Here is a 22,150-nt window from a genome sequence, read left to right on the forward strand (position 1 = left end):
ATTTCTTCGGTCGATGCAGCCACTTGTCCGACCCCTTCGCAATGCCGTAGGACGCTAGTTCTGGCGGGACGCGATCCTGACGAGTTCTTCGATGTCCATGGCGTCGACCTCGGCCGCTGGGTCCTCGCCGTCGTGCGGGTCGCTCCCGCGTGTGTCGCCCTGGGCGGCCGCCTCATCGTCGGCCTGCGCGTCGGCCAGTGCGCGCAGTTGCTCGAGCAGGCCCACCTCACGGAGGCGGCTCAGCGGGATGACGCTGATCAGCTCCTTGACGTAGGTCTCGTCCTCGCCCGGGTCCGCCGGCTGCCGGTGGCCGTTTCCGGCGGCGGCCGGTCGTTCCGGCAGGAGTTGCTCGCGCAGGTGTTCCGCGAGCTTGGCGGGGGTCGGGAAGTCGAAGACCAGCGTGGCGGGCAGGGCGAGCCCGGTGGCGGTCTTGAGGCGGTTGCGCAGCTCGACGGCGGTCAGCGAGTCGAAGCCGATCTCCTTGAGCGCGCGCTCCGCCCGGATGCCGGTGCCGGAGGTGTGTCCGAGGACCGCCGCCACCTCCGAGGTGACCAGCTGCAGAATCCGCTTGCGCCGCTGGGCGGGCGGGAGCGCGGCCAGGGTTGCGGCCAGCTGGGGCGGCTGCTCCGGTGTGGCCGATGCCGTGCTGTCGTCGCGCAGTCGCCGTGCCTCGGGCAGGTCCCCGAGGAAGGCGCTGGCACGGCGCAGGGTGAAGGTCGGCAGGAAGATCTTCCAGTCCATGGCGGCGACCGTGAGAGTGGCGCGGCGTTCGGCGACGGCCTGTGCCACGGCCCTGATCGCGAGGTCCGGGTCCATGGTCAGGACGCCGCTGCGGTCGAGCTGTCGGCGCTTGTCGTCGGCGAGCATGCCGCCGCTGCCCCAGGATCCCCAGGCGATGGAGGTGGCGGGCCGGCCCTGGGCGCGCCGCCGGTGGGCGAGCGCGTCGAGGTAGCTGTTGCCGGCCGCATACGACCCCTGTTCGCCGCTGCCCCACACTCCGGCGACGGAGGAGAACAGCACGAACGCCTCCAGGTGGGTGTCGTCGATCAGTTCGTCGAGGTGCCGGGCGCCGATCACCTTGGTGGCGAGGGCACCCGCGAACTCGCCGGGGTCCGTCTCGGCGAGCGGAACGTAGTCGACGGCGCCCGCGGTGTGGACGACCCCGCGCACCGGGCCGTGTGTCTCCGCTTCGCGGATCAGCGCGGCGACCTCCTCCCGGTCGGTCACGTCACAGGCGGCAATCGTCACTCTCGCGCCCAAGGCCTCAAGTTCGGCGGCGAGTTCGCTTGCGCCCGCAGCGTCCGGACCGCTACGGCTGGCCAGCACCAGATGGTCGGCGCCCGCCCCGGCCGCCCACCGCGCCATGCGGGCGCCGAGCGAACCGGTGCCGCCGGTGATCAGCACGGTCCCCGTCGGCCGCCAGGCGGGCGTGGCGGAGTCGTCGTACCGTTCGGCGCGGGTGAGGCGGCGGGCGAGGAGACCGGACGGCCGCACGGCGATCTGGTCCTCGCCGGTGGCGCCGGACAAGGCGAGCAGCAGCCGGTCGACGGTCTGCGGGGTCGGTGTCGCGGGCAGGTCGACCAGGCCGCCCCAGCGCTGCGGGTGCTCCAGGGCGGCGACGTAGCCGAGTCCCCAGACCAGCGCGCCGGCCGGGTCGGCGGCCTGACCGTCGTCGGGCGCGACGGCGAGCCGTGTGGCGCACCAGAGCGGTACGTCGGCGTCGAGGTCGCCGAGGGCCTGGAGCAGACTCAGTGTGGCGGCGACTCCCCTGGTGACTCCCCGGTGTTCGGGGTCCTGGCCGGTGTCGAGGGAGAGCAGGGAGACGATGCCCGCAACCGGTGCGGCGGTGGCCGTCCGCAGCTGGTCGGCGAGTGCCGTACGGTCCAGGGATGCGAGTGTCAGGGCGAGGTGGCGGACGTCGGCGCCGTGCCCCGCGAGTCCGTCGACTACGGCCGTCACCCAGGCGTCGTCCCGGCCCACCTCGCTGTACACCAGCCAAGTCCCCTTCGTCTCGGCCTTGCCGGCGGGCGGCACCGGCTGCCAGGTGGTCCGGTACCGCCACCCGTCGAGCCTGCCCTGGTCCTGTCGTCGGCGGCGCCACGACGCAAGGACGGGCAGCACCGCCCCGAGCGGTTCCACGAGGCCGTCGTCCGCGATGGACGCGGCCAGCGCCTCCACGTCGCCGTCCTCCACGGCCCGCCAGAAGTCGTCGTCGACCGGATCGCCGGCGGCCACGGGGGCGTCGCCCGGCAGGGGGCGGGTGGTCAGCCAGTAGCGCTCGCGCTGGAAGGCGTACGTGGGCAGCGCGACGGGCCGCACGGGTGTGTCTCCGAGCACCGCCTTCCAGTCGACGGCGGCGCCACGGACGTAGAGCTCCGCCGCGGAGTGCAGCACGCGCCGCATGCCGCCGTCGCCCCGGCGCAGGGTGCCGATGCCGCCCGCCTCGACGCCGGCGTCCTCGGCGGTCTCCTGAAGGCCCATGGTGAGCACGGGGTGCGGGCTGGACTCGACGAACAGGCGGAAGCCGTCGGCGAGGAGGGCGCGGACGGTGTCCTCGAAGCGGACGGTCTGGCGGAGGTTGGTGTACCAGTAGCCCTCGTCCATCGTCGTCGTGTCGATCAGGCCGCCGGTGACCGTGGAGTAGAAGGGGATCCGGGACGTGCGCGGCTCGATCGGCGCCAGTGCCTCGGCCAACTCGGCTTCGACGGCTTCCACATGGGCGGAGTGGGAGGCGTAGTCCACCGGGATGCGACGGACGCGTACGCCCTCGCCGGAGAGGTTGGACAGCATCGCCTCAAGGCTGGCCTCGTCGCCGGAGACCACGGTCGAGGCCGGACTGTTGACCGCAGCCACGGAGAGTCCCTCGCCCCACTCGGCGAACCGGGCGCCCACCTCGTCCGCGGGCAGCGCGACCGAGGCCATGCCCCCGCGCCCGGACAGGGCGAGGATCGCCTGGCTGCGCAGGGCCACCACGCGCGCCGCGTCCCGCAGCGACAAGGCGCCCGCCACGCAGGCCGCGGCGATCTCGCCCTGCGAGTGGCCGACGACGGCCGCGGGCATGACGCCGAGTGACTCCCAAACGGCGGCCAGGGACACCATCACCGCGAACAGCACCGGCTGCACCACATCCACCCGGTCCAGGCCCGGCGCCCCCTCGGCCTCCCGGACCACGTCCGTCAGGGACCAGCCGGTCAGCGGGTCCAGCGCCGCCGCGCACTCCGTGAAGCGGGCCGCGAAGACCGGCGAGGACTCCAGCAACTCCACCGCCATTCCCGCCCACTGGCCTCCCTGACCCGGGAAGACGAAGACGGGCCGACGCGACTCCGCGGTGTCCGCGATGCCCAGGACGACGTCCGGGTGGGACTCGCCGCGGGCGATCGCAGCCGTGCCGCTCACGAGTCGTGCGTAGTCGGCCCCGAGGATCACGGCACGGCACTCGAAGGCCGTACGGGACTCCAGCAGCGCCCGTGCGACGTCCCGGGAAGGCGCGTCACCGGCGGCCGCGATCAGCCGCTCCGCCTGGTCCCGCAGCCCGGCCTCGGTCCGCGCGGAGACCAGCCAGGGCACGAGGCCGCCGGGGCGCTCCTCCGGGTCCTGGGCGGCGGCCCGCGGGTCCGGCGTCACAGGGGTGCCGTGGGCCGGTGCCGCGGCGCTGCTCCGGTCCGACGCCTCGATGATGACGTGGGCGTTGGTGCCGCTGATCCCGAACGACGAAACCGCCGCCCTGCGGGGCGCGCCGCTCTCGGGCTCGGGCCAGGGCCGCTCCTCGGTCAGCAGCCGTACCGTTTGGGACGACCAGTCGACCTGCGGAGTCGGCTCGTCGGCGTGCAGGGTCCTGGGCAGTACCGCGTCGCGCAGCGCCAGTACCGTCTTGATGACCCCGCCGACCCCGGCGGCGGCCTGCGTGTGCCCGATGTTCGACTTCAACGAGCCCAGCCACAGCGGCCGTTCGGTGTTCCGCTCTCTTCCGTACGTGGCCAGCAGGGCCTGCGCCTCGATCGGATCGCCCAGCTTCGTCCCCGTACCGTGCGCCTCCACCAGGTCGACGTCCTCGGGTCGCAGTCCGGCGGCGGACAGCGCGCGGCGGATGACCCGCTGCTGGGAGGGACCGTTCGGCGCGGTCAGGCCGTTGGATGCACCGTCCTGGTTGACCGCGCTGCCCCGCACCATGGCGAGCACCGGGTGTCCGTGGCGCCGGGCGTCGGAGAGCCGCTCGACGAGCAGGACGCCGACGCCCTCGCCCCAGCCGGTGCCGTCCGCGCCGGCCGAGAACGCCTTGCAGCGGCCGTCGGGCGACAGCCCGCGCTGACGGCTGAACTCGACGAAGGTGCCGGGCGTCGACATCACGGTGGCGCCGCCGGCCAACGCCATGTCGCACTCGCCCGCCCGCAGCGACTGCGCCGCCAGGTGCAGGGCTACCAGCGACGACGAGCACGCGGTGTCCACGGTCACCGCCGGGCCCTCCAGTCCGAGGGTGTAGGCGATGCGCCCGGACACGACGCTGCCGGTGTTGCCGGTGAGCAGTACGCCCTCGAGCTGCTCGGGCATCCGCTCCAGGGGCGGCGCGTAGTCGTGGTACATGATCCCGGTGAAGACGCCGACACTGGTGCCGCGCAGGGTGCCGGGGTCGATGCCGGCCGTCTCGACGGCCTCCCAGGAGGTTTCGAGGAGCAGCCGCTGCTGGGGGTCCATCGCCAGGGCCTCGCGGGGCGAGATCCCGAAGAACGCGGCGTCGAACTCGGCGGCGTCGTGCAGGAAGCCGCCCTGGCGGGTGTAGGTCGTGCCCTGCCGGTCGGGGTCGGGGTCGTAGAGCCGCTCGATGTCCCAGCCCCGGTCGACGGGAAAGGAGGAGATGCCGTCGGTGCCGGTGCGCACGAGCTGCCACAGCTGGTCGGGAGACATGACCCCGCCGGGGTAGCGGCAAGCCATGCCGACGATCGCGACGGGCTCCTCGTCGTCGACGGGCCCGGCGGCCCGCGTCGTCTCGGCGGCCGGAGCGCCCAGTGCCTCGGCCTCCAGGAACGCGGCGAGGGCGGTGGGGGTCGGATAGTCGAAGAGGAGCGTCGCGGGCAGCCGCAGCCCGGTCGCCGCGTGCAGCCCGTTGCGCAGTTCCACGGCGGCCAGGGAGTCGAAGCCGATGTCCTTGAACGGCTTGGCCGGATCGATCGCGTAGGACGAGGGGTGGCCGAGCACGAGCGCCGCCTGCTCGGCGATGAGCAGCATCAGCACCCGCCCGCGTTCCTCGGCTGTGAGCCCGACGATACGGCCGTGCAGCGCACCGCCCCCGTCCGCGGCGCGCGCCGCCGCCGCGCGCCGGACCGGGGACCGGACCAGGCCGCGCAGCAGTGCCGGTACGCCGTCCGGACCTGCGTGCGCCCGTACGGATGTGGTGTCGAGCCGCAGCGGGACGAGGAGGGCCTCGTCGTGGGCCAGTGCCACGTCGAAAAGCGCGAGCCCCTCGTCCTCGTCGAGGCTCGCCACACCGGCGCGGGCCATGCGCGCCAGGTCGGCGGTGTCCAGACGCTCCGCCATGCCCCCGCTCTGGTCCCACAGCCCGAAGGCGAGGGCGTGCGCCGGCAGCCCCAGGGCACGGCGGTGGGCAGCGAGCGCGTCGAGGAAGGTGTTGGCGGCCGCGTAGTTGGCCTGCCCGGCGGCCCCCACCAGTCCGGAGACCGAGGAGAACAGCACGAACGCTGAGAGATCGAGGTCGCGCGTCAGCTCGTGCAGATGCCAGGCCGCGTCCAGCTTGGGCCGCAGGACGCGGTCGAGCCGCTCGGGGGTCAGGGCCCCGATGACACCGTCGTCCAGGAGGCCGGCGCTGTGGACGACCGCGGTGAGCGGCAGGTCGTCGGGGACGGTCGCGAGCAGCGCGGCAGTCTGCTCCCGGTCCGCCACGTCGCACGCCTCGATCCGTACCCGGGCGCCGAGCGCGGTGAGTTCGTCCGTCAGCTCCCGGGCCCCTTCGGCGGCGGCTCCGCGCCTACTCGTAAGGAGCAGGGAGCGCACCCCGTGCCGGGTGACGAGGTGCCGGGCGAGCAGACTGCCGATCCGGCCGAAGGCACCGGTGAGGAGGACCGTGCCGGAGGGGGCGAAGCGGAGCTCCGCGGCGGTGTCGGTGGCGGGAACGCGCGCCAGCCTCGGCACGTGTGCGGTGCCTGCGCGCAGCGCGAGTTGCTGTTCACCGGTGGCGACCGCCGCGACGACGGTGGCCGTGCCGGCCTGGACACTGTCGGTGTCGACGAGCACGAGGCGTCCGGGGTGCTCGGTCTGCGCGGTGCGCAGCAGGCCCCAGAGAGGGGCAGCGGCGAGCCCGACGGGGTCGTCGACGGCCGAGGTGGCGGTCGGGACGGCGCGCTGGGTGACCACGACGAGCCGGGCGGCCGCGAACCTCTCGTCCTCGAGCCAGCCCCGTGCGAGCTCCAGGGCCTGCGTCACCTGCGTGTGCGCACGGTCAGGTACGGCGCTTTCGGCGCCGTCCGCCCCCGTGGCGAAGTGCGCGACGACGGCGTCCGGGACAGCCCGGCCCGCGTCGACGGCTCGACGGAGGGCGTCGAGGTCGTCGTAACGGTCGAGTCCGGTTTCGGCCGGCCACGGACCGATGTACGCGGCGGAGAGGGCGGCGGTTGCGGGCAGCGGGTGTTCGACCCAGTCCACACGGTAGAGGTTTTCCTGGAAGGCGGTCCGCGCGCCGCGCAGTTGACCTGCCTCGACCTGCCGCCAGGTCAGGGCGTCGACGGCGGCCACAGCACGACCGGCGGCGTCGAAGACAGTGAGCGCCGTGATGTCGGTACCGGCGCGGATGAGCCGTACCCGCAGGGTGGTGGCGCCCCACGCGTGCACCCGCACCCCGCTCCACGAGAACGGCAGCCGCCCGGTCATGTCCTCACCCAGCAGCCCGCTCAGTCCGACGGCATGCAGCGCGGCGTCCAGCAGGGCGGGGTGAACGGCGAACTCCTGGGCGCTCTCAGCGATTTCCCCGGGAAGCTCGACCTCGGCGAAGACCTCGTCGGCACGGCGCCAGAGGGCACGCAGCCCCTGGAAGGCCGGCCCGTAGGCGAACCCGTCCCCGGCGAGCCGTTCATAGGCCTCCACCGCGTCCAGTTCGACGGGCTCTGCACCGGCGGGGGGCCACTGGGCCAGGCTGTCCGCCGCCTCTACCGCGGGCGCGCCGAGCACACCGGTCGCATGCCGCTCCCACGACGCCTCGTCCCCGCCCTCGGGCGTCTCGGCCCGCGAGTGCACCACAATCTCGCGCCGGCCGGACTCGTCGGGGACACCGACGGTCACCTGGAGCTGGACGGCGCCCTGCTCGGGGAGGACCAACGGGGCCTGGAGGGTGAGTTCCTCGACGGTGGGGGCGCCGACCTGGTCCCCCGCCCACACGGCCAGCTCCAGGAAGGCGGTGCCGGGGAGCAGGACCGTGTCCAGGACGGTGTGATCGCTCAGCCAGGGATGCGAGCGACGGGAAAGACGGCCGGTGAGGACCAGGCCGTCGCCTTCGGCGAGGTGAAGGACTGCGCCCAGCAGCGGGTGCGCGGCTCTGCCCAGACCGGCGGACGACAAGTCACCGGTGTGGGTGACGTCGGGGGTGAGCCAGTAGCGGTCGCGTTGGAAGGCGTAGGTGGGCAGGTCGACCGTGCGGGCGCCTGAATTCTCGAACAGCGCCTGCCAGTCGACGGAGGCCCCGGTGGTCCACAGTGCGGCGAGGGCCTTGACGGCGGTCTGGGGTTCGTCGCGGTTGCGGCGCAGCATCGGCGTGCAGCCCAGGACCAAGGGGGAGAGCGCCGCGTCCGGGCCCACCTCCACGAAACGGACGGCGCCTGCCTCGCGGGCGGCTTCGACGTCGTCGTGGAAGCGAACGGTGTCGCGCACATGCCGTACCCAGTACTCCGGATCGGTCACCGGCGAGGTCAGGGTGAGCTGCGGCTCGTGGAAGGTGACCTGGGCCAGGACCTGACGGAAGTCCTCCAGCATCGGCTCCATCAACGGCGAGTGAAAGGCATGGCTGACCGACAGCCGCTTCACCTTCCGGCCCTCAGCCTCGAAACGAGCGGCGATCGCCAGTACGGCCGACTCCTCGCCCGAGATCACCACCGCCTCGGGACCGTTCACCGCAGCGATGGATACGTCGTCCGTCAGCAGCTCGGCCACCTCCGCCTCGGCCGCCTGAAGCGCCACCATCGCCCCACCCGACGGCAGCCCACTCATCAGCCGACCGCGGGCAGCCACCACCTTCACCGCATCCTCCAGCGACCAGACCCCCGCCACATGGGCGGCCGCCAGCTCACCGATCGAGTGCCCCACCAGCACCTCAGGGGTCACACCCCACGACTCCAACAGCCGGAACAGCGCCACCTCACACGCGAAAATCGCCGGCTGCGCCCACGCCGTGTCCTCCAGCACCTCCACCGGACCGTCGAACATCACCTCCCGCAACGGCCCGTCGAACACGGCGCACACCGCATCCAGAGCCCTCGCGAACACCGGATACGCCGCATACAACTCCCGGCCCATCCCCACCCGCTGAGAACCCTGACCGGAGAACACAAACCCGGTCCCACCGGCAGCCGCGACCCCCGTCACCGGCTCACCAACCCCGTCGACCACCACGGCCCGCTGCTCAAAGACCGACCTGGTCGTGATCAGCGACCACCCCACATCGACGGGATCCAGACCACCCGCCCACTCCGACAGCCGACCCAGCTGCCCCCGCAACGCCTCGGCCGTCCGCCCCGACACCACCCACGGGACGACCGGGACGGAAACACCGGCTCGCGTCTGCTCACCCTCTTCCTGAGCCGGCGCCTCCTCCACAATCACATGCGCGTTCGTCCCACTGATCCCGAACGACGAGACCCCGGCCCGCCGCAGCCGCCCCTCCTCAGACGCCCACTCCCGCGCCCCCCGCAACAACTCCACCGCACCCGACGCCCAGTCCACCTGCGCCGTCGGCTCATCCACATGCAGCGTGCGCGGCAGCACCCCTTCACGCAGCGCCATCACCATCTTGATCACACCGGCCACACCCGCAGCCGCCTGCGCATGCCCGACGTTCGACTTCAACGAACCCAGCCACAGGGGGCGTTCGGCGTCCCGCCCCTGCCCGTACGTCGCCAACAGCGCCTGCGCCTCAATCGGATCCCCCAGCCTGGTCCCCGTACCGTGCGCCTCCACCACATCCACATCCGCCGCCGACAACCCGGCACTCTCCAAAGCCGCCCGGATCACCCGCTGCTGCGACGGACCGTTCGGCGCCGTCAACCCATTACTCGCCCCGTCCTGATTGACCGCACTCCCCCGCACCACCGCCAACACCCGATGCCCCAACCGCCGGGCATCCGACAACCGCTCCACAACCAGCACACCCACACCCTCGGCCCACCCCGTGCCATCCGCATCCGCCGAGAACGCCCGGCACCGCCCGTCCATCGACAACCCCCGCTGCCGACTGAACTCCAGGAACATCCCGGGAGTCGCCATGACCGTCACACCGCCCGCGAGGGCGAGGGAGCACTCCCCCGCCCGCAGCGCCTGCACCGCCAGATGCAGCGCGACCAGCGACGACGAGCACGCCGTGTCGACCGTGACCGCCGGCCCCTCCAGGCCGAAGGTGTAGGCGATCCGGCCGGACATCACGCTGGGAGTGGTTCCCGTGAGGAGGTAGCCGGCGAAGCCGTCGGGGGCGTCCTGGGCTCGGGGGCCGTAGTCGTGTGTGGTCGCGCCGACGTAGACGCCGGTGCGGCTGCCGCGCAGTGTCCCCACGTCGAGGCCCGCGCGCTCCAGCGCCTCCCAGGAGGTCTCCAGGAGGAGCCGCTGCTGGGGGTCCATCGCCAACGCCTCGCGCGGGGAGATACCGAAGAACCCGGCATCGAAGTCGGCCGCGTCGTGCAGGAAGCCGCCCTCGTGGGCGTAGCTGGTGCCCCATTGCTCGGGATCGGGGGCGTAGAGCCGCTCGACGTCCCAGCCGCGGTCCTCGGGGAACGCGGAGATGGCGTCCGTACCCTCGGCAACCGTCCGCCACAACGCCTCCGGCGAGTCGATCCCACCCGGGTAACGGCAGGCCATGCCGACGATCACGACGGGCTCGTCCACGGCGACCGTGGCGGCGGCGCCGACGCCGGTCCGAGGATCCGGGGCGCCCGCCAGTTCGCCGAGGATGTGCTGTATCAGCCGCTCGGGCGTCGGATGGTCGAAGACGACTCCGCCCGAGAAGGCCAGCCCGGTCGCGTCGTGCAGGGCATCGGCGAGTTCGACGGACGTCATTGAGTCGAAGCCGAGTTCCTTGAAGGTCCGGGTCAGGTCGGTCGAGCCTGCCTCGGGGCGGCCGAGGGTGCCGGCGATCCGGTCGCGTACGAGCTTGCGCACCGCCACGGTACGGTCGTCGTCCGGCAGTTGGGCGAGCGGATGGTCGGTGGCGGCGACCCGGTCGGCCGCGACGGCCGCGGCACGCCGCTCACCGCTTCGGCCCGCCCCGGGGCGCGCCACGTCGAGCCAGAACCGCTCCCGTTGGAAGGCATAGGTGGGCAGGTCGGCCAACGGACCGTTCAGCGTCGGCAGCTGCGCCGCGAGGTCCACCGGCACTCCGCGGGTGTGCAGCTGGGCGAGAGCCGTGGCGGCGGTGAGGTTCTCGTCGCGCTCGCGCCGCATCACGGGCACTGCCGTGGCACCGGGGATCGCGGCCGGCACCAGAGCCGACAGGACGGCGTCGGGGCCGATCTCCATCAGGGTGCCGACATCCCGGTCGGCGAGGGTCCGCAGGGTGTCGTGGAAGCGGACGGGCTCACGGACATGGCGTACCCAGTAGGTGGGATCGCGCAGTTCGTCGTCCTCGGCGATCCGACCGGTGAGGTTGGAGACGACCGGGATCATGGTGTCGTGGCAGGCGGCGGTCTCGACGACCGCGCGGAAGGCGTCCAGCATCGGTTCCATGCGCGGGGAGTGGAAGGCATGGCTGACGGCCAGACGCTTGGTCTTGCGGCCCTGCCGGGCGAAGCTCGCGGCGACGACGGTGACGGCGTCCTCGTCGCCGGAGATCACCAGGGCATCGGGACCGTTGACCGCGGCGAGGGCCACCCGCTCGGGACCGACGGCCTCGAGCGCCTCGCCGATCTCGGCCTCGGTGGCCTGGACGGCGGCCATGGCGCCGCCAGCGGGCAGCTCCTGCATCAACCGGCCCCGGGCGGCCACGATGCGGGCGGCGTCCTCAAGTGACCACAGCCCGGCGGCGTGGACGGCCGCGAGTTCGCCGATGGAGTGTCCGGCGAGAACGTCGGGCCGTACCCCCCAGGAGCGGACCAGGCGGTAGAGGGCGGTCTCGACGGCGAACAGGGCCGGCTGTGTCCATGCGGTGCGGTCGAGCAGTCCGTCCGGACCGTGCAGCATCACTTCGCGCAGGCTGCCGTCGAGGAACGGGTCAAACGCCTCGCAGACCTCGTCGAAGGCGCGTGCGAACTCGGGATGGTCTGCGAGAAGCCGGCGTCCCATGCCGACGCGCTGGGCGCCTTGTCCGGTGAAGAGCAGGGCGAGGCCGGCGTCCATGACCTCGCCGCGTACCGCTCCGGGCGTGGTGGTACCGGCGGCGAGCGCGGTGAGGGCGCGGGTGAGGGACGGCAGGTCGCCACCGACGGCGACCGCCCGGCGCGGGAACGTCTCCCGGGTGAGCAGCAGGGAGCGGGCGATGTCGGCCGGTGGCGGGCAGTCGTCGCGGGCCGCGAGGTCGAGCAGGTTCTGTGCCTGGGAGCGCAGGGCCGATGCGGAGGTGGCGGACAGCGGCCAGAACATGAGGGGCCTGGCGTCGTCGGCTGCCCCGGATGCGGAGGGCGCGGCGGGCCCCTCGTGGAGGTGGGTGCCTTCTTTCGGAGAGGGAGTGACGTCACCGGTGCGGGGAGCTTCTTGGAGGACGACGTGGGCGTTGGTTCCGCCCATCCCGAAGGAGCTGACGCCCGCGATGAGTGGTCGGTCGGGGTTCGGCCAGGGGGAAAGCCTCTGCTGGACGCGCAGGTTGAGGCGGTCGAGGGGGATGTCCGGGTTCGGTGTCTCGTAGTTGAGGCTGGCCGGGATCATCCGGTGCTTGAGGCAGAGGACGGTCTTGAGGAGTCCGGTGATGCCTGCGGCGCCGCTCAGGTGGCCGAGGTTGGTCTTCACGGATCCGACGGCCAACGCGTCGCCCGAAGGGCGGGCCGCTCCGAGGACCGCGCCGAGCGCGGCTGCCTCCACGGGGTCCCCGGCCCTGGTGCCGGTGCCGTGCAGCTCCACGTACTGCACCGCGTCGAGCGGTACCGCTGCCTGTCGGTAGGCCTGCCGCAGGACGGCGCTCTGGGCCTGCGGATCGGGGGTGGTCAGGCTGCGTCCGCCGCCGTCGTTGTTGGTGGCGCTGCCCCGGATGACGCAGTGGATGCGGTCACCGTCCGCGACGGCCTGCCTGAGGTTCTTGAGCACGACCGCTGCGCCGCCCTCGCCCGGGACGTAACCGTTGGCGCGGGCATCGAAGGCGTAGCAGCGGCCGTCGGGGGAGATTCCCCCCCAGCGTGCGGCGAGGAGGGTGCTCTCGCCGAGCAGGTGCAGGTTGACGCCGCCCGCGAGGGCGAGCCCGGACTCGCCCCGGCGCAGGCTCTCGCAGGCGAGATGGACGGCGACCAGGGAGGAGGACTGGGCGGAGTCCAGGGTCAGACTGGGACCGCGGAGCTTGAGGAAGTAGGAGAGCCGGTTGGCGACGAGGGCGCGCTGGGCGCCGGGCATGGCGTGGTGGGCGCCTGCTTCGTAAGTGGCGTCCTGGTGGAGGAGTCTGGCGTAGTCGTCCGCGTTGACTCCGACGAAGACCCCTACGTCGAGGCCCCGCAGTGTGGAGGGGCGGATGCGGGCGTCCTCCATGGCCTCCCACCCGAGTTCCAGCATGAGGCGTTGCTGGGGGTCCGTGAATTCCGCTTCGCGGGGCGTGATGCCGAAGAAGTCGGCGTCGAAGTCGGCGATCCGGTCGAGGAAGGCTCCACGTTCGAGTCCCGCCGTGTTCCCGAAGCCGGGGAGGTCCGCCGAGTCGTCGGCCCACCAGCGGTCCCGGGGCACGTCGGTGACGGCGTGCCGACCGTCGCTCAGCATGTCCCACAGTTGATCGGGTCCGTCGGCCTTCGGCAGGCGGCAGGAGATCCCGATGATCGCGACGGCGTCGTCGGGGACGTCTGCCGTCCGGAGTTTCTCGGCTGTGACGTGACCTGCTTCGCGCATCGTCGCTCCCCGTTCGGAATTGGGCGGCAGTCCGGCTGGTGAATTTCAGTGCAGGAGAATCGGCTTGACCGTCACTCCGTTTTCGGAGTCCTTGACGGCGGCCGAGATCTCGTCGAAGGCGTAGGTCCGCACGAGTTTTTCGAAGGGAAATCGTCCGGCGGCGTGGAGATCCATGAGCTGTGGAATGAACAGGGCGGGGACGATGTCGCCCTCGATGACGCCGTGCACGGTGCGCCCCATCAGCTGGGTGAGGTTCAGGGACACGTCCTGTCCGCTGCCGGCCGAGCCGGCGATCGCCGCGACACCGGACATGGTCAGCGAGTCGACCGCGCTGCGGGCCGTCTGCGGCAGGCCGACGGCATCGAGGGCGAAGTCCACTCCGCCGCCGGTGGCCCGGACGAGGTCGCCCGCGATGTCGGGTGCGCCGGCGTCCAGGAGGTGGGTGGCCCCCAGCTCGGCGGCGAGGTCCAGCCGCCCGCGGTGCAGATCGACGGCGTAGATGGGGTCGCAGCCCGCGATCTTGGCGGCCATGATCCCGGCGAGGCCGACCGCACCGGCGCCGAACACGGCGATGGAGGCGCCGGGTCGGGGTGCGAGCACGTTGAGGACGGTTCCTGCGCCGGCCTGGAGTCCGCAGCCGAGCGGGCCTGCGAGCCGCAGGTCCAGATCGTCCCGGACCTTGATCACCGACCGCTGGGGGACGACGACGTGTCCGGCGAAAGAGGACTGCCCGAAGAAGTGGCCGTTGAGTTCAGCGCCGTCCCCGTCGTGGTAGGCGGTGGTGCCGTCCGTGCGGCGGCCGCGCAGGTTCAGCGGGCCCCAGTACGCGCAATGCATGGGGTGCGCCGACCGGCAGTTGCGGCAGCGCCCGCAGCTGAGCGGGGCCAGGACGACCCGTTCGCCGACCGCGCAGGTGTCGACGCCGACACCGACCGCCTCGACGATGCCGCTGCCTTCGTGGCCCAGGACTGCCGGTAGCGCGGGGGGCAGCACCTGGTCGCGGACCAGCAGGTCGGTGTGGCAGACGCCGCTGGCGACGATCCGTACCCGGACCTCGTCGGGACGCAGTTCGTCTGTAACCGATATCTCTTCGATCCGGAAATCCCCCGCCCTGTCGCGAAGAACAGCGGCCCGAGTAGTAACCATCCACTCTCTCCCTGCCAGGCAATGCGTTCTCCGAGACTCCGTCGCCGGCCTGCGGTCCACAACCCCTAGAAAACCGGTACCGCCACGGATGCAGAAACGGGAGCGGCCACCCCCTAGATATCCACTATCCGCGGGTAAGGCGATCCGCGGTAAGCCGTCGATACCGCCGCTCTCTTTCCGGATATTTAGGGGTTGTTGGATCGGACGGCCGCTGCGAGATTCGTGGAAACAGTGATGCGCCGAGAGGAAGGGCACAGGCGTCCCCACGATGAGCAACGTCAGGACGGACAGCGATTGGATCCGCCGGTACCACCCGTCCGAGAAGGCCGCGATCCGTCTGGTCTGCTTTCCGCACGCGGGTGGTTCCGCCAGCTACTTCCGTGATATCTCGGTCGCGCTGGCACCGGAGGTCGAGGGGCTCGCGGTCCAGTACCCGGGCCGGCAGGACCGCAGGAGCGAGCCTCCGCTACGCAGCATCGAAGAACTCGCCCGGGGTGCTGCGTCGGCGATCGCCCCGTGGACGGACCGCCCGCTGGCCCTGTTCGGGCACAGTATGGGGGCGATGGTGGCGTTCGAGGTTTCCGCGTCACTCGCCCGTGACGGCATCGCCCCGTCAGTGCTCTTCCTCTCCGGGCGCCGGGCCCCCTCCCGGGTGCGTAAGGAGAACGTACGGCTTCGCGACGACGCGGGAATCATGGCGGAGCTCCGTCGACTCGGCGGCACGGATGACGCGTTGATGGAGGACGAGGAACTCTGGCAGATGGTTCTGCCCGCGCTCCGCGCCGATTACCACGCCGTGGAGACCTACCGCCCGCGCCCCGGCGCCGTACTCGACTGCCCGATCGTCGCTCTTGTGGGCGACACGGATCCCCGGACCACCGTCGACGAGGCCCGTGCCTGGTCCGAGCACACGACCGGCCCGTTCGACATGAAGGTCTTCCAGGGCGGCCACTTCTATCTGAACGCACAGGTCCCGGCGGTGCTCGACGTGGTGCGTACGCGGCTGCACTCGCTGGGGTCGCGCGTCACCCCACCCGAGACCGCCGCATAGCCGGCAACTCGTTCCCTCTCTTCAACGCGGAGGTGCCCACGATGTCCCAGATCAAGGTTCTCCTGGTAGGCGGCCCGTCCTACTTCCCCGACGAGGAGCGCATTCAGTTCACTGCCTCGCTCACAGAGAAGATCAAACACCGCTTCGAGGCGGGCTACGAGCACTTCGTCCACGAGGGCGACTTCACGACGCTCGACAACGAGAAGCTGGCGGTGTTCCAGTGGACCGCGCGCACCGCCATCGCGGAGTGAGCGCCGGGTGACCTCCAGCAGTCTGGCCGAGTTGCGCGAGATCCGTGCGGCGGCTTTGGCCGGTCCGAGCGAGAAGGCGACCGAGGCGCAGCACGCCAAGGGCAAGCTGACCGCACGGGAGCGCATCGAGCTGCTCCTCGACGCGGGCTCCTTCCAGGAGGTCGAGCAGCTGCGCCGGCACCGGGCGACCGGGTTCGGCCTGGAGGCCAAGAAGCCGTACACCGACGGTGTCATCACCGGCTGGGGCACGGTGGAGGGCCGTACGGTCTTCGTCTACGCCCACGACTTCCGCATCTTCGGCGGCGCGCTGGGCGAGGCCCACGCCACGAAGATCCACAAGATCATGGACATGGCCATCGCGGCCGGAGCCCCGCTGGTGTCGTTGAACGACGGCGCGGGCGCCCGTATCCAGGAGGGCGTCTCGGCCCTCGCGGGCTACGGCGGCATCTTCCAGCGCAACACCAAGGCATCGGGCGTCATCCCGCAGATCAGCGTGATGCTCGGCCCGTGCGCGGGCGGCGCGGCCTACAGCCCCGCCCTCACCGACTTCGTCTTCATGGTCCGCGAGACGTCCCAGATGTTCATCACCGGACCGGACGTGGTGAAGGCGGTGACGGGCGAGGAGATCACCCAGAACGGCCTCGGCGGCGCCGACGTGCACGCCGAGACGTCCGGTGTCTGCCACTTCGCCTACGACGACGAGGAGACGTGCCTCGCCGAGGTGCGCTACCTGCTGTCGATGCTCCCGCAGAACAACCGGGAGAACCCGCCGCGGGTGGAGTCCTCCGACCCGGCGCACCGGCGTTCGGACGTCCTGCTCGACCTGGTGCCGGCGGACGGCAAACGGCCGTACGACATGGCGAAGGTGATCGAGGAGATCGTCGACGACGGCGAGTACCTCGAGGTCCACGAGCGCTGGGCCCGCAACATCATCTGCGCCCTGGCCCGCCTCGACGGCCAGGTCGTCGGCATCATCGCCAACCAGCCGCAGACGCTGGCGGGGGTGCTGGACATCGAGGCGAGTGAGAAAGCGGCGCGTTTCGTCCAGATGTGCGATGCCTTCAGCATTCCCCTGATCACCCTGCTGGACGTACCGGGCTTCCTGCCCGGCGTCGACCAGGAGCACGGTGGAATCATCCGCCACGGCGCGAAGCTGCTGTACGCGTACTGCAACGCCACCGTGCCGAGGATCTCCCTGATCCTCCGCAAGGCGTACGGCGGGGCCTACATCGTGATGGACAGCCAGTCCATCGGCGCGGACCTCACCTACGCCTGGCCGACGAACGAGATCGCGGTGATGGGTGCCGAAGGTGCCGCCAATGTCATCTTCCGGCGTCAGATCGCCGAGGCGGAGGACCCCGAGGCCATGCGGGACCGCATGGTCAAGGAGTACAAGTCCGAGCTGATGCACCCCTACTACGCCGCGGAGCGCGGCCTGGTCGACGACGTCATCGACCCGGCGGAGACCCGCGAGGCTCTCATCAGGTCCCTGGCCATGCTCCAGTCGAAGCACGCCGACCTGCCCTCCCGCAAGCACGGCAACCCCCCGCAGTGACGCTGCTCGCCCCACCACGAAGCAGAGAGGTCTCGCCATGGCCAACGACGCGATACCGGGCAAGGCACACATGGCCGAACCGGGCACCGAAGAGCAGGTCCCCGATCCGGCAGAGGTGGTCCGCAGGGTCGTCGCGTGTTTCAACGCCGGGGAGTTCGACCCCTCGCTCTTCGCCGCGGACGTGGTGGACCACGTGGCCCCACCCGGAACACCCCCCGGCCCGGCCGGCTGGCGCCATAAGTGGGAGTCCATGCGAGCGGCCTTCTCCGATCTGCGGTCCACGATCGAGGAGACCGTCGTCAGCGGTGACCTGGTGTGCAATCGTCACACCGTCCGGGGGACACATACGGGCGACTTCATGGGCGTGCCGGGCACGGGCCGCACGTTCGAGGTGCTGGCGCTGGACATGCTGCGGGTGCGCGACGGACAGATCGTCGAGCACTGGGCGGTGAACGACCTGTTGTCGCTGGTCGCCCAGTTGGGACTGGAACTGCCGGGGCCGGGCAGCGACTGAGGCGGACGCACACATCGTGGTGCCCCGGTCGCGACGGACGTCGAGACCGGGGCACCGGGTCGAGCAGAAGCTCCTGTGGATCGCCGGGCGTACCCGACGCCTGACCGGTCATGCACGCTGTGGCTCCACCCGGACGGCCGACGATTCCAGCCACGGACTTCGAAGCGCCAGTCGGTCCACGGGCCAGACCCCCGAGCGGAGCCACAGCGATCCTCACCTTCAGTCCAGATTGAGCTCCGGTTGCTCCTGTCGGACCGCTGCGGGCATCCTCTCGGCGCCGCGGACGCCCGGCCGTTCGGCCCTCGGCCTGCTCCACCGCCGCATGGCGGGCATCTCGACCCATTCGTGCAGCAGCCAGGCGGCGATCAGCGCCACGACGAACCCGGCGGCCCACAACCCGAGCGCGGCAGGGGTGCTCCACGTCTCGACGGGGCCGATGAGACGGTGCCCATAGTGCAGCACCAGCCAGTGCACCATGTAGAACGCGAAGGAGATCTCGCCGAGCCGCACCATCACCTTGCTGCGCAGGCCCCAGGTGGTGGCGGAGCGGCGGTCCGCCTCCGCCGCGGCCGGCACGAGAAGGGCCAGCGGGATGATGCCGGCCGCGGCGAAGGAGTAGAACATCGGGACCTTCACGACGACGTAGTAGTCGCACACCGCCAGGATCGCCGCGGGGGCGAAACCCAGGTTGATCCATCGGCCGGTCAGCACGATGCGCGCCATCAGAATGCCCACCACGAACTCGAAGAGGTGGGCCAGTGGAAAGACCTTCATGAACCACGAGCCGTAGAAGGTGACGTTGTAGCCGGGGATCACGGGCTGCTGAGGCAGCAGCGAGGTGACGAGCGGGGTGCACATCACGACGGCGACGGCGACGATCGCCGCCGGCCACAGCAGGGCCGGCCGTATCTTGCGGACGAGCCAGATGATCAGCGGAAAGGCGAGGTAGAAGAGCGCCTCGCAACACAGCGACCAGGACGGCGCGTTCAGGCTGACCATCGTGTCCGACCAGGGGAACCATGCGTGCAGCAGGAAGAGATTGAGCGTCGCCACGTGCCAGTTCAGTACGAGCCCGGGGGACTTGACCGTGACCAGCAGGACGAGTGCCATCACCCAGGTGACGACGTGCAGCGGGTAGATCTTGGCCAGCCGTCGCCGCCAGAAGCCCCGTACGGTGTCATGGGGTCTCGCCGACCAGGTCAGCACGAAGCCACTGAGGACGAAGAAGAACGAGACGCCGTACCTGCCGCCGGGCTCCAGAACGCGATGTGTCCAGGAGGCGACCCCCTGATCGCTGAAGACGGATTCGATCGACGCGTGCGTAAAGAAGACCAGTAAGGCAGCGATAAAACGCATTCCGGTCAGCGACGGGAGACGCGCGCCAGGTGGCCTCTGATTGTTTTCAAGCATGCCGGATGGCCTCCGAGTCAGGTATGGCAGCCTTGACCGATCTGTGCTGGAAAACACATTACTTTATGGCTGGATTGATGCGGCCCCTAAGAATCCACAGGGAAAACGGAGGCAAACACTCCACCTTGCTGACGGAAAATGCGCCGACCACACGACCGGACAGTGCAGAGCATGCCGTAACGCGGCCCGCGTTACGGCATGAGACTTCCCTAATGGGGGGTGGTGGTAGTTGTTGGGAGTGGGCAACGATCAGTCACGGAACTGCAGTGATCAACTATTCGATCACGGAGGCCCGCCCCGGACCCGACCGACACTGCAGGGACGAGGCCGGCACCATGAGGGGGCAGGTGGAGAAAAGCCCGCCCAAATTTTTCCGCGCCGATGACGCCGCGTACCGCTAAGGCAAGAGACGATTACCGAGCGGGAGAATCCGTGGAACACTTGGAAAGGGTCACCGAATTCAACATTCTCAGCTCGCTCCTGGACAATGCCGCGCAAGGCGACGGTAGCATCGCGATTGTGCTCGGCCCGCAGGGATCGGGCAAGACGACACTCATGTCGGCTGTCGCGAAAACGGCAACCTCCCGCGGTTTCGAGGTGGAGACAATTACGTTCCCGCACCTCTCGAAGACCCTTCCGCTGGAATCCCCGGTCCGGCCCGGCACGGTACCTCGGCTGCTCTGCGTCGACGACGTGCAGGACGCGGACGTCGCGTCGCTGCGGGCGATGACCGGGTTCGCACGGGACATACAGTCGCAACCGGTGCTCCTCGTCCTCGGGGAGAGATCCACACTGCACCACACGCACCGGCGGGGACTCGCCGAACTCGCCGGCCGGCCCTACTGCCGCACCCTGCACATGGAGCAACTGCCCCCCACGGCGGTCGTACGCATGGCTGCCCAGCAGTTCGGGCTGACGCTGAGCAGCAGCAGCACCGCCGAGCTGATGCAGCTGGCCGGCGACAATCTGTCCCTGCTCAAGGCGCTGCTCGCCGACTACCAGCGGCTGCGGGAGGGGGGCGCCGTCGCCCCCTCGGTTCCCCAGGTACCGGGCGCGTGCTACCGCGAGGCGGTTCTGAGCTGCTACAACCGCAGCACCGCGGAGGTCCGGGAGGTGGCCCAGGCCATCGCCGTCCTCGACGAGTACAGCACGGCGCGCAGCCTGGCCGAGGTGGTCGGCACGACTCCGGAGAACGCCGCCCGGACGCTGACCGCTCTCGCTTCGGCCGGGTTGGTGGCCAACAGCCGTTTCCGGCACCCGGTGGCCTCCCAGGCGATCCTGTCCTCGATCCCGTTGCAGCAGGGCTCCGCATTACGCCGTCGGGCGGCCATCGTGCTGCGGACGATGGGGGTGCAGGCGGTCAAGGTGGCACGGGTTCTGATCGCGGCAGACCACACCGACGCCTCCTGGACCGACTTCCTGGCCCAGGAGGCCGCCGCCCAGGCGCTGGCACTCAACGACCGGGAGCTGGCGGTCAAGACCCTGTGGTTGGCGGTGCGCGGCATGTCGGACGGCGCGAGGCGCGCGGAGACCCTGGGCCAGATCGCCGAGATCCAGTCGGCCGACAACCCCGAGCACTGCGCACAGTGCCTGCACGAAGCGCGAGCGCTGATCGGCACCGACGCGTTGTGGCAGAAGCGGTCCTCCCTGCTCAGCGAGCAGATGGCGCGGCGAGGCATGGCGACGGAGGCAGTCGCCGAACTGGAGACACTGGCCGGTCGGCTCGATGCGCGGCAGCTGTCGGCGCATGCCGAACTGGAAGCCGATCGCCTCCTCCTCTGCGGTGACTACCCGGCACTCACCCGTACGTCGTCGGCACGTCTGGACGACCCCGTCAGGACCACCGCGTTCAGCACCGCCTCCAACCGGTTCGCGGCGGTCTGGCCCCTGGTGCGGATGCTGACGAGCGAACAGCCGGATCCTGCCGCCGCCGAAGCCGCGTCCAAGGCGTTGTACCACTCCTCCTTCACTGAGAACTCCGCGCCGGCCGTGCTCGCCGGCCTCTCCGCGCTCCTGTACGCGAAGGAGTGGAAGCTCGTCCATTCCCTCACGGACAAGCTGGTGGACGAGGCCGCGGTGCGACGCGCACCTGTATGGCAGGCCCGGTTTCTTGCGATACGGGCCGAGGCGTCGCTGGGTGAGGGGCGGTACTCCGACGCGGCCGCGGACTCCGAGGAGGCCATGGCCATGCTGCCCACGCCGTCCTGGGGCGCCCGGTTCGGCGGCCCACTGGCCTCGCTCCTGCTCGCCCGGGTCATGACCGGCGAACTCTCGGACGCCAGGAGAGGGGCGGCGCAGCCTCTGCCCCCCGCCTCGTTGGACACCCGGCACGGACTGAGATTCCTGTACGCCCGCGGTCAGGTCAACCTGGCCGAGGGCCGGGCCGAAGCGGCGCTCGCGGACTTCCTCACCTGCGGCCGGCTCATGGTTGCCTGGGGCGTCGACCACGAGCACATCCTGCCGTGGCGGCTCGCGGCGGCCGGTGCCCAGCTGCTGCGGGGCGACCAAGAGGCCGCGGTGGATCTTGTCGACGAGCGGAACACCCGGCTGGAGACACTCGGACGGCCGATGAGCGCCGACGAGGGGTACCGCTCGGCGCGTGAGCAGCTGTACGACGTACTCGCCAGAGCCGTGGAGCGCGGCGAACTCGTCGAGTCCATCAGGACCCTGACCCTGAACGAGACGGCTCCGCCCAGCGCGAGGCCCGCCCGTTACCGGATAGAGGACCGGTTCTCCCGCTACCTCAACAAGCTCACCTTCTCCGAGCGGAAGGTGGCCATGCTGGCGGCGACCGGCAGCAGTAATCGTGTCATCGCCCGCTCGCTGTCGCTGAGCATCAGCACGGTCGAACAGCACCTCACCCACACCTACAAGAAGCTCGGTGTCGCGGGACGGCAGCAACTGCGCGCCATGATCGGCTGAGCCGCGCCTCGCCGCACGAACACACCACGATCCCACGGGCCGAACATGCGCCCGCCGCACGACGACCAAGGGTTCCGCCT

8 protein-coding genes are annotated in these 22,150 nt (G+C 70.9%); 5 read left to right on the plus strand and 3 right to left on the minus strand.

The features are described from left to right. Nucleotides 1-54: 54 nt before the first annotated feature. The gene (locus OG841_RS08110; protein WP_371564235.1) at nt 55-13,221 is read right to left on the minus strand and encodes a type I polyketide synthase; all 13,167 of its coding nucleotides are present in this window, start codon (nt 13,219-13,221) and stop codon (nt 55-57) included. Between the two features lie 45 nt (nt 13,222-13,266). Continuing rightward, nucleotides 13,267-14,367 (minus strand): NAD(P)-dependent alcohol dehydrogenase, encoded by a 1,101-nt coding sequence (locus OG841_RS08115; protein WP_328642060.1) that lies wholly within the window; start codon nt 14,365-14,367, stop codon nt 13,267-13,269. A gap of 268 nt (nt 14,368-14,635) precedes the next feature. On the opposite strand from OG841_RS08115, the gene OG841_RS08120 reads away from it, so the two are divergent. The 4 genes from OG841_RS08120 to OG841_RS08135 are packed head-to-tail and all read left to right on the plus strand — an operon-like array spanning nt 14,636 to nt 17,738. Further along, entirely contained in the window at nt 14,636-15,418 is a 783-nt protein-coding gene (locus OG841_RS08120; protein WP_328642059.1) for a thioesterase II family protein, read from the plus strand. Nucleotides 15,419-15,459: 41 nt separating this feature from the next. After that, entirely contained in the window at nt 15,460-15,669 is a 210-nt protein-coding gene (locus OG841_RS08125; RefSeq protein ID WP_328642058.1) for a DUF5988 family protein, read from the plus strand. A gap of 22 nt (nt 15,670-15,691) precedes the next feature. Further along, entirely contained in the window at nt 15,692-17,224 is a 1,533-nt protein-coding gene (locus OG841_RS08130) for an acyl-CoA carboxylase subunit beta (protein ID WP_328643708.1), read from the plus strand. A 37-nt stretch (nt 17,225-17,261) separates the two neighbouring features. Beyond that, nucleotides 17,262-17,738 carry an ester cyclase gene (locus tag OG841_RS08135; RefSeq protein WP_328642057.1) on the plus strand — a complete coding sequence of 159 codons (477 nt, stop codon included), beginning with the start codon at nt 17,262-17,264 and terminating at the stop codon, nt 17,736-17,738. Between the two features lie 219 nt (nt 17,739-17,957). On the opposite strand, the gene OG841_RS08140 is transcribed toward OG841_RS08135, so the two are convergent. Further along, nucleotides 17,958-19,094, minus strand: a complete 1,137-nt coding sequence (locus tag OG841_RS08140; protein WP_328642056.1) for an acyltransferase family protein — start codon at nt 19,092-19,094, stop codon at nt 17,958-17,960. A gap of 651 nt (nt 19,095-19,745) precedes the next feature. Between OG841_RS08140 and OG841_RS08145 the strand changes: the two genes are divergently transcribed. After that, entirely contained in the window at nt 19,746-22,070 is a 2,325-nt protein-coding gene (locus tag OG841_RS08145; protein ID WP_328642055.1) for a helix-turn-helix transcriptional regulator, read from the plus strand. The last annotated feature ends 80 nt before the right edge of the window (nt 22,071-22,150 follow it).

The sequence above is a fragment of the Streptomyces canus genome (assembly GCF_041435015.1).
Lineage (GTDB): Bacteria > Actinomycetota > Actinomycetes > Streptomycetales > Streptomycetaceae > Streptomyces > Streptomyces canus_G.